Annotated in this window: 11 protein-coding genes; 2 read left to right on the plus strand and 9 right to left on the minus strand. The window is 73.4% G+C overall.

Annotation, left to right across the window (positions count from 1 at the left end):
• Positions 1 to 129: 129 nt before the first annotated feature.
• The 5 genes from ABZ234_RS16365 to ABZ234_RS16385 form a co-directional block, all read right to left on the minus strand.
• On the minus strand, positions 130 to 1,401 hold the full coding sequence (locus ABZ234_RS16365) for an extracellular solute-binding protein (RefSeq protein WP_355012598.1): 1,272 nt from the start codon (positions 1,399 to 1,401) through the stop codon (positions 130 to 132).
• 47 nt (positions 1,402 to 1,448) lie between these two features.
• The gene (locus ABZ234_RS16370; RefSeq protein ID WP_355012599.1) at positions 1,449 to 2,276 is read right to left on the minus strand and encodes a carbohydrate ABC transporter permease; all 828 of its coding nucleotides are present in this window, start codon (positions 2,274 to 2,276) and stop codon (positions 1,449 to 1,451) included.
• Between the two features lie 2 nt (positions 2,277 to 2,278).
• Positions 2,279 to 3,241: a sugar ABC transporter permease gene (locus tag ABZ234_RS16375; RefSeq protein WP_355012600.1), complete on the minus strand. Its 963-nt coding sequence runs from the start codon at positions 3,239 to 3,241 to the stop codon at positions 2,279 to 2,281.
• Positions 3,238 to 4,296 (minus strand): LacI family DNA-binding transcriptional regulator, encoded by a 1,059-nt coding sequence (locus ABZ234_RS16380; RefSeq protein WP_355012601.1) that lies wholly within the window; start codon positions 4,294 to 4,296, stop codon positions 3,238 to 3,240. Before ABZ234_RS16380 ends, ABZ234_RS16375 begins: the two co-directional genes overlap by 4 nt.
• Positions 4,297 to 4,531: 235 nt before the next feature.
• Positions 4,532 to 4,972, minus strand: coding sequence for a nitroreductase family deazaflavin-dependent oxidoreductase (locus ABZ234_RS16385; protein ID WP_355012602.1), 441 nt, complete (start codon positions 4,970 to 4,972; stop codon positions 4,532 to 4,534).
• 309 nt (positions 4,973 to 5,281) lie between these two features.
• Here ABZ234_RS16385 and ABZ234_RS16390 point away from each other — a divergent pair, with 309 nt between their 5' ends.
• Both ABZ234_RS16390 and ABZ234_RS16395 read left to right on the plus strand, forming a co-directional pair.
• Positions 5,282 to 8,347: a glycoside hydrolase family 38 C-terminal domain-containing protein gene (locus ABZ234_RS16390; RefSeq protein WP_355012603.1), complete on the plus strand. Its 3,066-nt coding sequence runs from the start codon at positions 5,282 to 5,284 to the stop codon at positions 8,345 to 8,347.
• Positions 8,348 to 8,407: 60 nt separating this feature from the next.
• Positions 8,408 to 9,187, plus strand: coding sequence for an IclR family transcriptional regulator (locus ABZ234_RS16395; protein ID WP_355012604.1), 780 nt, complete (start codon positions 8,408 to 8,410; stop codon positions 9,185 to 9,187).
• Between the two features lie 84 nt (positions 9,188 to 9,271).
• On the opposite strand, the gene ABZ234_RS16400 is transcribed toward ABZ234_RS16395, so the two are convergent.
• The 4 genes from ABZ234_RS16400 to ABZ234_RS16415 all read right to left on the minus strand — a co-directional run bounded on the left by ABZ234_RS16400 (position 9,272) and on the right by ABZ234_RS16415 (position 13,657).
• Positions 9,272 to 10,024, minus strand: a complete 753-nt coding sequence (locus ABZ234_RS16400; RefSeq protein WP_267949683.1) for a metal-dependent hydrolase — start codon at positions 10,022 to 10,024, stop codon at positions 9,272 to 9,274.
• A 452-nt stretch (positions 10,025 to 10,476) separates the two neighbouring features.
• On the minus strand, positions 10,477 to 11,337 hold the full coding sequence (locus tag ABZ234_RS16405; RefSeq protein ID WP_267949681.1) for a carbohydrate ABC transporter permease: 861 nt from the start codon (positions 11,335 to 11,337) through the stop codon (positions 10,477 to 10,479).
• 5 nt (positions 11,338 to 11,342) lie between these two features.
• Positions 11,343 to 12,281 (minus strand): sugar ABC transporter permease, encoded by a 939-nt coding sequence (locus tag ABZ234_RS16410; RefSeq protein ID WP_344183341.1) that lies wholly within the window; start codon positions 12,279 to 12,281, stop codon positions 11,343 to 11,345.
• A 23-nt stretch (positions 12,282 to 12,304) separates the two neighbouring features.
• Positions 12,305 to 13,657 (minus strand): ABC transporter substrate-binding protein, encoded by a 1,353-nt coding sequence (locus ABZ234_RS16415; protein WP_267949679.1) that lies wholly within the window; start codon positions 13,655 to 13,657, stop codon positions 12,305 to 12,307.
• Between the last annotated feature and the right edge of the window lie 14 nt (positions 13,658 to 13,671).

Raw genomic sequence — 13,671 nt, forward strand, 5'->3', positions numbered from 1 at the left:
GGCCCACTCCCCTGTCGTCGTTCGTCTGCGCTGCGGGCCCGTCTTCGCGGGCCCGCCCACTCGTCCGTCCCGGGACGCGCCCGGGACTCCCCGTGCCGGGGGCGTGGCGCCCCCGGCCGCTCCGGGTCCCTACCGCGTGATCTCCTCCCAGCCGTTCTCCAGCTCGGCCGCGAGGCCGTCCGCATCGATCTCCTGGGCGAGGAAGCGCTGGTAGGCGGGGGTCGCGACCGTGTCCTTCCACTGCGCGTAGGCGTCGACGAACAGGTACGGGGAGGACTCCAGGTACTCGCCCGAGGCCAGGACGGCGTCCCAGCCGTTCTCGCCCTCCAGGGAGGAGCCCATGACCTCCCTCGCGGAGGTCGTCGCCGGGATGAGCGAGTCGGCCTCGTTGAGCGCCGCGAGGTTGTCGGTGGAGGTGAAGAACTCGATGAACGCGGCGGACTCCTCGACGTGCTCGGAGTCGATGTTCACCGACAGCGTCTGCGGGTTCGCGGCCTGCCACGGGCCCGCGGGCCCCTCCAGCGGCGGGAGGACGACCCAGTCGAGGTCCTCGGGCGCGTCGGCGGCGATGTTGGCGGCCTGGAAGGAGCCCTGGACCGTCATGGCGACGTCGCCCGCGTAGAAGGACGGGAGCGCCTCCGTGCCCGACTGGGTGAGCGTGACCGGCAGGATCGACCGGTCCTCGTGGGCCATGGCGTCGACGAGTTCGGGCAGGGCCATCTCCCCCTCCCCGATCGCCAGGGCGGCGTCGGGGCCGGAGCCCTCGAAGTAGGTCCCCCCGAAGGCCGGGGCCATGGCCATGAACACGGCCGTGGGGCTGGACAGCCCCCAGCCGAGCCCGTGGGCGTCGGGGGTGGTCGCGGCGAGCGCGATCTCGCGCAGGTCCTCCCAGGCCGTGGTCTCGCCGGTGGGGATGTCGACGCCCGCGTCCTCCAGCATGCCCCGGTTGGCGAAGACCACGTAGGACTGCATCTCGGTCGGGTACGCGATGACCTGGCCGTCGACCGTCACGGAGTCGAGGACGCCCGGGGGGATGTCGCCGCGCGCCGCCTCGGACATGTGGTCCGAGAGGTCGGCGAGGTAGCCGTCGACGGCGAAGGGGACGACGCCGGCGGCCTCGTAGTGGATGATGTCGGGCGCGGCGCCGCCGTTGAACTGGGTGATGAGCTTGTCGTAGACGCCGTCCCAGCCGGCGGGGACGATCTCGACCTGTGTGTCGGGGTTGGCCTCGTTCCAGGCCGCGACGATGCTCTCCGTCGCCTCGATGGCGGCGGGCTGGTCCGAGAGGGACTGGAACTCGAGGGTGACGGGGCCGCCGTCCCCCTCGCCGGAGCCGCAGGCGGTGAGGAGCAGTACCGTGGCGGAGAGTCCCGCGGCGACGGACACGACGCGTGTCTGCATGGGTCTACCTTTCGTCGGGGGGTGCCGGTGGAAGCCGGTCGCGGGGGTCATCCCTTCACCGCGCCGGCCATGAGCCCGCCGGTGAGCTTCTTCTGCATGATCGAGAAGAAGACGATGCTCGGGATCGCGGCGAGCACCGATCCCGCCGCGAGCGGCCCGAGCGCCACCTTGCCCTCGCCGCCGATGAACATCTTGAGCGTGATGGGCAGGGTGTAGTTCTCGGGCGACTGGAGCAGCACGAGGGCGAAGAAGAACTCGTTCCACGAGGAGACGAAGCTGAACATGGCCGTGGCGACGACGCCCGGGGCCAGGAGGGGGAGGATGATCAGGCGCAGCACCGTGAGGCGGTCCGCGCCGTCCATGGCCCCCGCCTCCTCCAGGTCGACGGGGATGCCGGACACGTAGCCCTGGAGCATCCACAGGGCGAACGGCAGCGTGTAGGTCGTGTGGACGAGCGTCAGGCCGACGAGGCTGTCGGTGAGCCCGATGGTGCGCAGGACGAGGAAGAGCGGCAGGATGACGAGGATGACCGGGAAGACCTGGCTCACGAGGATCCAGCCGACGCCCGCCGTGCGGACCCTCCCCTTGAGCCTGGCCAGGACGTAGGACGCGGGCAGCGCGACGAGGACGACGAGCGCCGTCGACACCAGGGCGACGAACACGCTGTTCCACGCGGACCGGACCAGGCCCTGCCGGGCCAGCGCCTGCGCGTAGTTCTCCCAGTGCCACTCCTGCGGCAGCAGGCTCACGGTGAGCGAGTTGAGCTCGCCCGAGGACTTGACCGAGGCCGAGATCAGCCACAGCAGCGGGAAGCCCAGGAAGAGGACGTAGAACGCGAGGGCCGCGTACTGGGCGGGACGGACGAGGGAGCGCACGGTCAGCCCACCTTGCCTTCGCGGTCGTCGCGGAACTGGGACCGCAGGTAGAACGCCAGGAGCAGCACGACGACGATGACGAGCACCATGCCCATGGCCGCGGCGTAGCCGATGTTGCGGTTCTTGAACGCCTCCAGGTACGTGAACAGCATCGGGAGCATCGTGCGGCCGCCCGGACCGCCCTCGGTGAGGACGTACACCAGCGAGAACGAGTTGAAGTTCCAGATGAAGTTCAGCGACGTGATCGAGGCGACGATCGGCCTCAGGCCCGGCAGGGTGACGCCGGTGAACCTGCGCCAGGCGCCCGCCCCGTCCATGGCCGCCGCCTCGTGCAGCTCGGACGGGATCTGCTGCAGCCCGGCGAGGAGGGTCACGGTGGTCTGCGGCATGCCCACCCAGACGCCGACGACGACGACGGCGGGCAGCGCGGTCGAGAAGTCGGCGAGCCAGTTGACGTCGTCGGGCAGGCCCAGTGCGCCCAGTGCGGCGTTGAGCGGCCCCGCGTTGGGCGAGTAGATCATCTGCCACATGATCGCCACGACGACCGGGGGCATCGCCCACGGGATGAGGGCGAGGACGCGCGTGAGGCCCTGGAACCTGAGGCCGGCGTCGAGCAGGAGCGCCAGCCCCATCGCGGCGACGAGCTGGAGCAGCGTCACGGAGACGGCCCAGACCATGCCGATGCGGAACGACTCCCAGAAGTAGGAGTTGTCGAGGAGGCGCACGAAGTTGTCGACGCCGACGAACTCGTAGTCCGGGCGGCGCACCAGGCGCGCGTCGGTGAACGCCAGCGCGATGCCCATGACCAGGGGTGCCACGCTGAGCACCAGGATGGGCAGCAGGGAGGGCATGACCAGGGCGGCCGCCTCGCGGCGCCGTGCGCGGGCCGTGCCGCCCGGCCGGGGCGGGGCCCCGCGCGCGGGGCGGGGCGGGGCCGTGCCCCGCGGGGAGGAGGGCGCCGTCATCGGACGCCTTCCCCGGGCGCGGACGCGCGGGTCGGCGCCGGGGCCGTGGACTCCCGGACGACCAGCCGGGGCCCGACCGAGGCCGTCTGCGGCTCGCCGGCGTCGCCGTCGACGAGCCGCAGCATGATCCGCGCGGCGGCGCGCCCGCGCTCGTCCGAGCCGAGCGAGACGCTCGTGAGGCTGGGCTGGAAGACGCGGCCCAGCTCGGTGTCGTCCATGCCCGTCACCGCGACGTCCTCGGGCACGGACAGGCCGAGTTCGCGGGCGGCGCGGATGGCGCCGATGGCGAGGAGGTCGTTGGCGGCGACGACCGCGTCGAGGCGGGCGCCGGCGTCGGGGGCGCCGGCGAGGAGCCGGTGCGCGGCGGCCACGCCGGCCGCGACGGTGAAGTCCTCGGCGAGGGCGACCTCCACGCGCTCGGCGGCGAACCCGGGGTCGGAGGCGGCTGCGTCGAACCCGCGCCTGCGCGCCTCGCCCGGGGTCGTGTCGGGGGGGCCGTTGAGGAAGCCGATCCTGCGGCGGCCGGTCTCCAGCAGGTGCCGGACGGCCTGGCCGATCCCGCCCGCGGAGTCCGTGGACACGGAGTCGATGCCCTGGTCCCCCAGGGAGCGCCCGATGACCACGACCGGGACCGGCGCCTGCTTGATGGCCCGCACCAGCCCGTCGTCGGTGCGCAGCGGGCTCAGGACCATCCCGTCGACGAAGCCGCTGCCCAGGCTGCGCACGAGCTCCGTGGTCGAGGCGGGGGTGTCGCCCGTGGTCATGACCACGACGCGGTAGCCGTGCGGGGCCAGGACCTCGTGGATGGCGGTCATCATCTCGACGTAGACGGGGTTGCCGATGTCGGCGACGGCGAACGCGATCTGGAAGGTCTTCCTCAACCGCAGGGAGCGGCCGGTGACGTCGGGGCTGTAGCCGAGCTCGGCCGCCGCGGCGCGTACGCGCTCGACCATCGCCTCGCTGGCCCCGCTCCCGTGCAGTGCGCGGGAGGTCGAGGCCAGCGAGACCCCGGCGCGTTCCGCCACCTGGATCAGGGTGGCGCGTGATGACGTCATCGCGGCTCCAGTCACGCTGTGCTCCGGAAGGGCTTGGAAACGTTTCCAGAAACATGGCGCAATGTGCCGGACATCTCCTGGAAACGTTTCCGGGAAACTATCGTGACCCAGTTCACCCTGTCAACAGGTTCAACTCCCCCACCCCTGGTCGCCGGGGACGGGAAGGGCCGCGCACCCCGTTCCCGGGTGTGCGCGGCCCGTGGACCCCTCGGCCGCCGGTCGGCCGCTCAGCCGGTCATTCGGCCCGGTCGACCACGAAGACGGGGATGAGGCGGTCGGTCTTGCGCTGGTAGTCCGCGTAGTCGGGGAAGGCCGCGACGGCCCGCTCCCACCACTCCTCGCGCTCCGCTCCCCCGACCTCGCGCACACGGGCCGCGAAGGGGGTGGGGCCGTCCTGCAGGGTGACGGCGTCGGGGTTCTCGCGGAGGTTGTGCACCCACATGGGGTCCTCCGGGGCCCCGCCCTGGGAGCCCACGAGCGCGTAGCGCCCCCCGTGCTCCACGCGCATGAGGGCGATCTTGCGGATCTTCCCGGTCTTCCTCCCGCGCATCGTCACGATGACGACCGGCAGGCCGGTGTCCCCCAGGGTGTTGCCCTCGGCCCCGCCGGTGCGCTCGTACAGGGCGACCTGCTCGCGGACCCACGCGGACGGGCTCGGTTCGTATTCGCCTTCCACGGCCTTCTCCCTCTGGGCGTGTCCTCGGCGTGCGGGCGGCCCGCCCGCCTCGGACGGTCGGCGCCCCGGCCCGCGCGGCGACCGTGGCGCACGGGTGCGACCCGGTCGCGGGCGCCGCGCCGCCCCTTCGGCGGGGCGGGGCCGTGAGGCCCCGGCGGAGCACCCACATGGTGCCACGGCGGCCCCGCGCGGGGACGGGCGACGCGGCCGGGACCGGGCCGCCCGCTCCGGCCGGGGCGTTGACGCGGTCTCCGCGGCGGTGACAACGTACCCACCACCTGTCAGGGGACGATCGAACGGAGAACCACCGTGCACGACGACCGGCGGCTGACCGAGGCCCGGCTGCAACGGGTACTGGGCGAACGCGTGTGGCCCGCGATCTACACGAGGTCGGTCCCCCTGGAGGTGGCGCGGTGGGACGCCCCCGGCGAGCCGGTGCCCGCGGCGGAGGGGATCGCCGCAGACCACGTGCCCGCCCGCGTCGGCGACGCCTGGGGGCCGGCCTGGGGGACGACGTGGTTCCGGCTGCGGGGCGAGGTGCCCCGGGAGTGGGCCGGGCTGACGGTGGAGGCCGTCGTCGACCTGGGATTCGACAGCGGCATGCCGGGCTTCCAGAGCGAGGGGCTCGTCCACCTCCCGGACGGCGCCGTCGTCAAGGGCCTCAACCCGCGCAACGCCTGGATCCCGGTCGGCTCCCCGGCCGGGGGCGGGGAGGCCGTGGAGTTCCACGTGGAGGCCGCGGCCAACCCCGTCATCCTCGGGAACCCGCCGTTCCGGCCCACGGAGCTGGGCGGGGGGCGGGGGCCCGCGGACGAGCCCCTGTACCGGCTGGCCCGCGCCGACCTGGCGGTCTTCGAGACGGCGGTGTGGGAGCTGGCCATGGACCTCGACGTCGCGGGCGGGGTCATGCGCTCCCTCGACACCGGCGACCCGCGCCGCTGGGAGCTCCTGCGCGCCCTGGAGAGGTCCCTGGACGCCCTCGACCTCCACGACGTCCCGGGCACGGCCGACCGCGCGCGGGAGGCGCTGGCCCCGGCCCTGCGCTCCCCCGCTGCGGCGAGCGCCCACCGGGTGTCGGCGGTGGGCCACGCCCACATCGACTCCGCCTGGCTGTGGCCCGTGCGGGAGACCGTGCGCAAGGTGGTCCGCACCAGCGCCAACGCCGTCGCCCTCGCGGAGGACCACCCGGGGTTCGTCTTCGCGATGTCCCAGGCCCAGCAGTGGGCCTGGCTCAAGGAGCACCGGCCCGACGTCTTCGCCCGGGTGGTGCGCGCCTGTGAGGCCGGGCAGTTCGTGCCGGTCGGGGGCATGTGGGTGGAGTCCGACACCAACATGCCCGGCTCCGAGGCGCTGGCCCGGCAGTTCAGCTTCGGCAAGCGGTTCTTCCGCGACGAGCTGGGCGTCGACACCCAGGAGGTGTGGCTCCCCGACTCGTTCGGCTACTCGGCGGCGCTCCCCCAGCTCGTGCGGCTGTCGGGCTCGCGGTGGTTCCTCACCCAGAAGATCTCCTGGAGCCAGACCAACGCGTTCCCCCACCACACGTTCTGGTGGGAGGGCATCGACGGCACACGCGTCTTCACCCACTTCCCGCCCGTGGACACCTACAACTCCGAGCTCACCGGCTCGGAGCTGGCGCACGCCTCCGGCAACTTCCGGGACAAGGGCGGCGCGTCGCGGTCCCTGGTGCCCTTCGGGCACGGCGACGGCGGAGGGGGCCCCACCCGGGAGATGCTCGCCCGCGCCCGGCGGACCGGCGACCTGGAGGGGTCCCCCCGGGTGGAGATCGAGCACCCCTCGGAGTTCTTCGCCAAGGCCCACGCGGAGTACCCCGACGCACCCGTGTGGCTGGGCGAGCTGTACCTGGAGTTCCACCGCGGGACCTACACGAGCCAGGCGGCCACCAAGCAGGGCAACCGGCGGTCGGAGCACCTGCTGCGCGAGGCCGAGCTGTGGGCCGCGACCGCCGCCGTGCGCACCGGCGCACCCTACCCGTACGAGGCCCTGGACCGGGTGTGGCGGACGGTCCTGCTGAACCAGTTCCACGACATCCTGCCCGGGAGCTCGATCGCGTGGGTCCACCGGGAGGCGGCCGAGTCCTACGCGGAGGCCGCCGCCGAGCTGCACGGGATCGTCGCGTCGGCCCAGGGGGCGCTGGCGGAGGAGCCCGGCGGGGACGGCGGCACCCTGGTGTTCAACGCCGCCCCGCACGAGCGCGACGGCGTGCCCGCGCTCGGCGCGGTCCCCGCCGCGCTCACGGGCGCGCCCGGCGCGGCGGCGGCCTCGGTCGACGCCTCGGACGGCGGCTTCCTCCTGGACAACGGGCTGCTGACCGTGCGCGTGGACGGCCGCGGGCTCGTCACCTCCGTCCTGGACAGGGTCGCGGAGCGCGAGGTGCTGGCCCCGGGGTCACCGGGCAACCTGCTCCAGGTGCACCCCGACCTGCCCAACCAGTGGGACGCCTGGGACGTCGACGCGTTCTACCGCAACACCGTCACCGACCTCACCGGCGCCGACGCGGTCGAGGCCCTGGAACCGCGGCCCGGGGGCGCCGCCGCGCTGCGCGTGGCGCGCACGTTCGGCGCGTCCTCGGTCGTCCAGGTCCTGTCCCTGAGCCCCGGCGCTCGGCGTCTGGACGTGGAGACGGTGGTGCACTGGCACGAGCGGGAGAAGTTCCTCAAGGCGGCCTTCCCGGTCGACGTCCGCGCGGACGAGTCCTCCTCGGAGATCCAGTTCGGGCACGTGAGGCGGCCCACCCACTCCAACACCTCGTGGGACGCGGCGAAGTTCGAGATCTGCGCGCACCGGTGGGTGCACGTCGGGGAGCCCGGCTACGGCGTGGCGGTCCTCAACGACTCCACCTACGGGCACGACGTGACCCGCGCGGTCCGCGGGGACGGGGGCACCACGACCACGGTGCGGCTGTCGCTGCTGCGCGCCCCGCGGTTCCCCGACCCGGAGACGGACCAGGGCGAGCACCGCTTCCGCTACGCGCTGGCCCCGGGCGCGACGGTGGAGGACGCGGTGCGCGAGGGGTACCGGATCAACCTGCCCCCGCGCGAGGTCCCCGGCGGCGGCGAGGTCGAGCCGCTGGTGCGCGTGGACGACCCCGGGGTGGTGGTGGAGTCGGTCAAGCTCGCCGACGACCGGTCGGGCGACGTCGTCGTGCGGCTGTACGAGGCCCGCGGCGGGCGGGCCCGCGCGACGGTGGCGCCGGGCTTCCCGTTCGCCGGGGTCCGCGCGGTGAACCTCCTGGAGGAGGAGTACGAGGGAGCGCCCGAGCTCGACGTGCGGACCGCGTCCGGCGACGGCGGGCACGGCTGCGTGGCGTTCGGGCTGCGGCCGTTCCAGATCGTGACGCTGCGGTTCGCACGGTAGCGCGGCCGCGTACCGGCCGGCGCGTCCGGCCGGTACGCGCGGCCGTCTAACCTGGCACGCATGCACAGGCAGAGCACCACACCCCCCGGCACGCAGACGCTGCGGCGGGGGCTCGACGTCGTCGCCGCCGTGGCGCGGGGGGCGTGCGACCTCCGGGCGGTGTGCGAGAGGACGGGGATCAGCCGCAGCACCGCGCACCGGCTGCTGCAGCTGCTCGTGCAGGAGGGCTACCTGCGCCGGGGCCCGGAGAACACCTACCTGCTGGGCCCCGCGCTGATCGAGTACGGCTTCCTCGCCCTCCAGCAGAACCCGGTGCCCCTGGTGGCGCGCCCGGTCCTGGAGCGGCTCTCCGGGCGGTACCGGGACACGGTGCACCTGGCCATCCGCGACGACGACGAGGTGCTGTACCTGGACAAGATCGCGAGTCTGCGCGGCGCGGAGACGCGTTCGCGGATCGGCTACCGCATGCCCCTGACCACCACGGGCATCGGCAAGTCCCTGATCCTGGACGAGGGGGAGGAGGTCTGGGAGCGGCTCTTCGCCGCCGAGCGGGAGGGCGGCGGTGGCGGAGACCGGTCCCTGGACCGCTTCCTGGAGACGATGCGCCGCTACCGCAGACTGGGCGCCACGATGGACCTGGAGGAGAACGAGCCGGGCATCCGCTGCGTGGCCGCCCCCGTGCGGGACGGCAGCTCGTCCGGCGTGGCGGCGGTCAGCATCGCCGCCACCCGCCCCTACATGCCCGTGGAGCGCATGCGCGCCCTGGTCCCGGTCCTGCGCGAGGCGGCCGAGGAGATCTCCGGGCTCCTGGGGTACCCCTCGGCGGGGTCCCAGGCCTGACCCCGGCCCGGCGGGGCCCGCCCTCGCGCCGCCGGCGGGAGGGGCGCCCGGCCACGTCCGTGGGGACGGGGCCGGCGACCTGCCTCACGCCGCAGGCGGGAGGGGCGCCCCCAGCGCCAGCAGCACGGGGAACCCGATCAGCGCCCCCACCCTGATGGCGTCCTCCACCCTGCTCCGGCCGGTGTGGAAGGCCACCGGTGAGCGCAGCATCCACCACCGCTTGCCCCGCACCGTGAACGGCCAGGCCAGCGGCACGCCCGACCGGGTCAGCCAGTCCCCCAGCACGTGCGTCAGCGCGCCCGCGAACACCACCAGGCCCACGAGCCACGGAGCGGGACCGTAGCCCTCCACGAGCAGCGTGCACGCGCCGAGGACGAGGGCGGCCACCAGCGCCGCCCGCCTGCGCCGCCGGACCGTGCCCCACGCCCTCCAGGGCCGGACCACGGTCCCCAGGCCCAGGGCGGACATCGCGAACACCACCGCGGCGGCCCCGAACGGAGCCAGTGCCGCCCCCAGCGCGACCAGGCCGAACACCAGGCACGCCGGGACGGTGTGGGTCAGGTGGCGGTGCCCGCCGTCCTTGGGCGCCTCCAGCTCCCGCGGGGTGGCCGTGCGGCGGTAGACCCGTCTCGACAGGCCGCGCAGACCGGTCGAGACCAGTTCCGTCACCCGTCCGAGCGAGCGCCCCGCCGAGGAGCCGGGCTCGTCCAGGTCGGGGAGGAGCGCGGCGCCGGCGCCGACCGCGGCGCACGTCAGTGTGACGGGCACGTCGGCGCCGCAGAGCAGGGCGACGGCGCCGCCCGCGAGCACGCCGGTCGCGGCGTGCGAGGTACCCATCATCGAGGTCTCCGTAGGGGGTGGGGAGGTCTGCCTCCCCGACCCTCTCTCGGACGCGCGACAGGGCTGCGCCCGGGGCCCCGTCCACGCCCCGCCGGGCGGGGTGGGGCCGGTGCCGTCATGGCGCTGCGCGGCCGCGGGGAGCCGGGCGCCGAAGGGGTGTGTGGCCGAGCGGGCGCCTGTCCCCGAACCCGATGGGGGCGCTCGTCGCCGTCGGGAGCGCCGCCGCCGTCGACACGGTCCTGCTGAGCGCGCCCGCCCCGGGCCGGCGCCGCTTCGCGCGGCTCCGGCCCGGGTGGGCGTGCCCCCTGCCCTCCGCACAGGCCGTCAGGCCCGGCGGGGGCTGCCCGGACGGCTGGGCGCCGAGGCGCCCGGCCGTCCGGGGCCGGACCCGTGCCCTAGGACGGAGGGCGCGGATCCGGCGGCTTCGAGACCCCTCGCGGGGCCCCTGGTCAGTTGGCCATGCCGGTGGACGCGTAGCCCGACACGAAGCGGCGCTGCATGACGAGGAAGACCGCGAGCATGGGCAGCAGCATGATCAGGCCGGCCGCCGCCACCAGGGCGTGGTTCACGGTGAAGCCCTGCTGGAACGAGTACAGGGCGATCGAGACCGGCAGCGCCTCGGAGTCCTGGAGGAACGTCACCGCCAGGAGGAACTCGTTGTACGCCTGGAGCCCCGCGACCAGGCCCGCCGTGAGCAGCCCCGGCCAGATGAGCGGCAGCACGATCCGGAAGAACACGGTGAGCTCCCCCGCGCCGTCCATCCGGGCCGCCGCCTCGTAGTCCGGCGGGATGGCGATGAGGTAGGACCTCAGGAGCAGGGTCGCGAAGGGGCTGTAGATCGCCCAGTAGATGAGGATGAGGCCGAACTGGGTGTCGTACAGCCCCAGCCGCGTCCACCACGACAGCAGCGGGACGAGGAACAGCTGGATCGGCAGCGAGGTCACCACCAGCAGGTACATCGTGATCGCCCCGGGAGCGGGGACGTCCAGGCGCACCATGGCGTAGGCGGCGGCGCCCGAGATCAGGCACACGCCGACGGCGGTGCAGGACACGATGACCGCGCTGTTGGCCAGGCCGGTGGCCATGTTCGCGCTCTGCCACGCGGTGGTGAAGTTGTCCCAGGCGGCGTCGGCGGGCAGCCCCATCGGGTTGGTGCTGAGCTCCGCCGGGGTCTTCAGCGCGCTGAAGACCATGACGACGATGGGCCCCAGCGCGTACGCGGCGAGGATCACCAGCAGCAGGTAGGTGAGGGGGCGCCCCCGGTCCAGGAGACGCGCGGCGCGTCTGGCCCGTGTCGGTCGTGCGGGCATCGGGGTCACACCTCCCATCGGAGTCGGCGGCGCAGGACGAGGTAGCCCGCGATGGTGACGGCGCTGATGACCGCCATGACGACGCCCACGGCGGAGGCCACGCCCGCCCGGGACTCGCTGAACGCCGTGCGGTACAGCAGGGTGCTGAGCATGTCCGTGGAACCCGCCGGGCCGCCCTGGGTGAGGATGTAGACGAAGTCGAACACCAGGAACGACCAGATGATCGTCATCAGGAACAGGAAGACGAGGGTCGGCCGGATCCCGGGCAGGGTGACGTGCCAGAACTCCCGGAACCTCCCGGCCCCGTCCAGGCGGGCCGCCTCGTACAGCGACGGGTTGACCGACTGCATGGCGGTGAGGAAGAGCATCACCAGGAAGCCCCACCACTGCCAGTTGTTGATCATCGCGATCGCGCCCAGGGCCAGGTCGGGGTCGCCCAGCGCGTTGGCGTCGCCCACCCAGGGCACCCCGAAGGAGGCCAGGGCCGGGCCGATGCCCGCGTCGGGGCTGAGGATCTGGCGCCACACGGCGGCCGAGACGACGGTGGCGACCACGTACGGGATGAAGAACGCGATGCGGAAGAGGGTCCGCCCGCGCCGCACGCGGCTGAGCAGGTAGGCGCCGAGCAGGCCCATCCCCATGGGCACCGTCAGGAAGAACAGCGTCCACACCAGGTTGTGGCCGAGGGCCCGGTGGAAGGCCGGGTCGCCGGCCAGGGCCTCGTAGTTCGCCGTGCCGACGAAGTCCGGGGTGTTGATCCCGTCCCAGTCGGTGAACGAGTACGCGACCGACATCATCGCCGGACCGGCGATGACGAGGACGTTGACGATGAGGAGCGGGGCGAGGAACAGCAGGCCCGTGAGCCTGCGGTTGGGGCCTCGCCTGCGGGCCGGGGGGCGGGGCGGTCGGACCGCCCCGCCCGTCCCGGTGACAGCGACGGACATCGGGTGGGGTTTCCGGTTTCTCTCTACTGCGGAGTGAACGGCGTCGGCAGGCCGCCGGCGCCCAGCTCCTGCTCGAAGCTGGTCTTGAGGAAGTCCGCGTACGCCGACGGCGACATGTCGCCGGTGATGACGCCGTCGAACTCGGTGTAGAGCGCGGTGTTGGTCTGCGGGGGCAGGAAGGTCCAGCTGGCGTAGCCGATGTTGTCCGACGCGGGGATCTCCTCGTACAGGCGCTGGGCGCGCGGGTCGATGCCCTCGGGGAAGTCGTCGGCGCCGTAGGCGACGGGCGGCGGGTTCTCGCCCTGCTCGGCCAGGTAGCCCAGGGAGCGGGAGGTGTCGCCGACCAGGTGGTCCAGGAAGGCGGCGGCGGTGTCGGGGTCGCTGCTGTCGGAGCTGATGGACAGGGCGGTGCCGATCGCCATCGGGAACACGCCCGGCTCGACGCCCTCGGCGAGCGAGGGCAGGGGCGCCCAGTCCCAGTCCTGCGGGTCGTTGCCGGAGTCGGTGAAGAACGTGCCCATGGAGCTGAAGCTCCACGTGCCGCTCATGTACATGGCGACGTCGCCGTTGGCGATGCCGGTGCACATGTCGGGGTCGGTGTTGGTGAACCAGCGCTCGGCGCCGCCGCCCCACCAGCCCTTGTCGATCTGGGACTTCATCGTCTCCAGGGCGTCGACGACGGCCGCGTCGTTCCAGTCGCGGTCCCCGGTGAGGATCTCGTAGAGGTTCTGGGGGCCCACGGCGGCGTTGAGCACGCAGCTGAGGTACCACTCGCTCTGCGCCGGGTAGCCGCTGTTGCCGGCGCCGACGGGGATGATCCCCTTGGAGTCGGCGTCCTCGCACAGGGCCTCGAACTCCGCCTTGGTCGTGGGCGGGGTCCAGCCGTTCTCCTCGAAGACGGCGCGGTTGTAGTACATCACCAGCGAGCCGTAGGAGGTGGGCACGGACTGCATGGCGTCTTCCACGCGGCTGAGCTGCTGCGCCCAGGGGAGCAGGCGGTCGTTCCAGCCGTACTGGTCGGCGTAGTCGTCCAGGGGGATCGTGCGGTTGCCCTGGGCGTAGGACACCGTGGTCGTCGGGCCGGGCGAGTAGATGATGTCGGGGGCGTTGCCGGAGGAGACGGCGGTGTCGGTCTGCGAGGCCAGGTTGGTGAGCTGCTTGGTCGTCATCTTGACCTGGCGCTCCGACGACTCGTTGAACGTGTCGATGAAGTGGGTGCGGAAGTACTCCTCGGTCTCCGGGGTGGGGAAGGCGCCCCAGTAGTCGATGGCGGAGGAACCCCCGCCGGAGCCGCCGCACCCGGTCAGGAGCCAGGCGCCCGCGAGGGCCCCTCCGGCGAGTTTGAAGGCGTCACGGCGAGGAAGGTGGTGGGTCACAGGGGATCCTTTGG

The organism is Nocardiopsis sp. NPDC006198, from assembly GCF_040613895.1.
GTDB classification, from domain to species: Bacteria; Actinomycetota; Actinomycetes; order Streptosporangiales; family Streptosporangiaceae; genus Nocardiopsis; species Nocardiopsis tropica.

What these genes read in the sequence shown, in the direction of transcription:
- ABZ234_RS16375 (WP_355012600.1), bottom strand. Translation starts at nt 3,241, where the DNA reads ATGACGGCGCCCTCCTCCCCGCGGGGCACGGCCCCGCCCCGCCCCGCG.
- ABZ234_RS16405 (WP_267949681.1), bottom strand. Translation starts at nt 11,337, where the DNA reads ATGCCCGCACGACCGACACGGGCCAGACGCGCCGCGCGTCTCCTGGAC.
- ABZ234_RS16365 (WP_355012598.1), bottom strand. Translation starts at nt 1,401, where the DNA reads ATGCAGACACGCGTCGTGTCCGTCGCCGCGGGACTCTCCGCCACGGTA.
- ABZ234_RS16395 (WP_355012604.1), top strand. Translation starts at nt 8,408, where the DNA reads ATGCACAGGCAGAGCACCACACCCCCCGGCACGCAGACGCTGCGGCGG.
- ABZ234_RS16380 (WP_355012601.1), bottom strand. Translation starts at nt 4,296, where the DNA reads ATGACGTCATCACGCGCCACCCTGATCCAGGTGGCGGAACGCGCCGGG.
- ABZ234_RS16410 (WP_344183341.1), bottom strand. Translation starts at nt 12,281, where the DNA reads ATGTCCGTCGCTGTCACCGGGACGGGCGGGGCGGTCCGACCGCCCCGC.
- ABZ234_RS16400 (WP_267949683.1), bottom strand. Translation starts at nt 10,024, where the DNA reads ATGGGTACCTCGCACGCCGCGACCGGCGTGCTCGCGGGCGGCGCCGTC.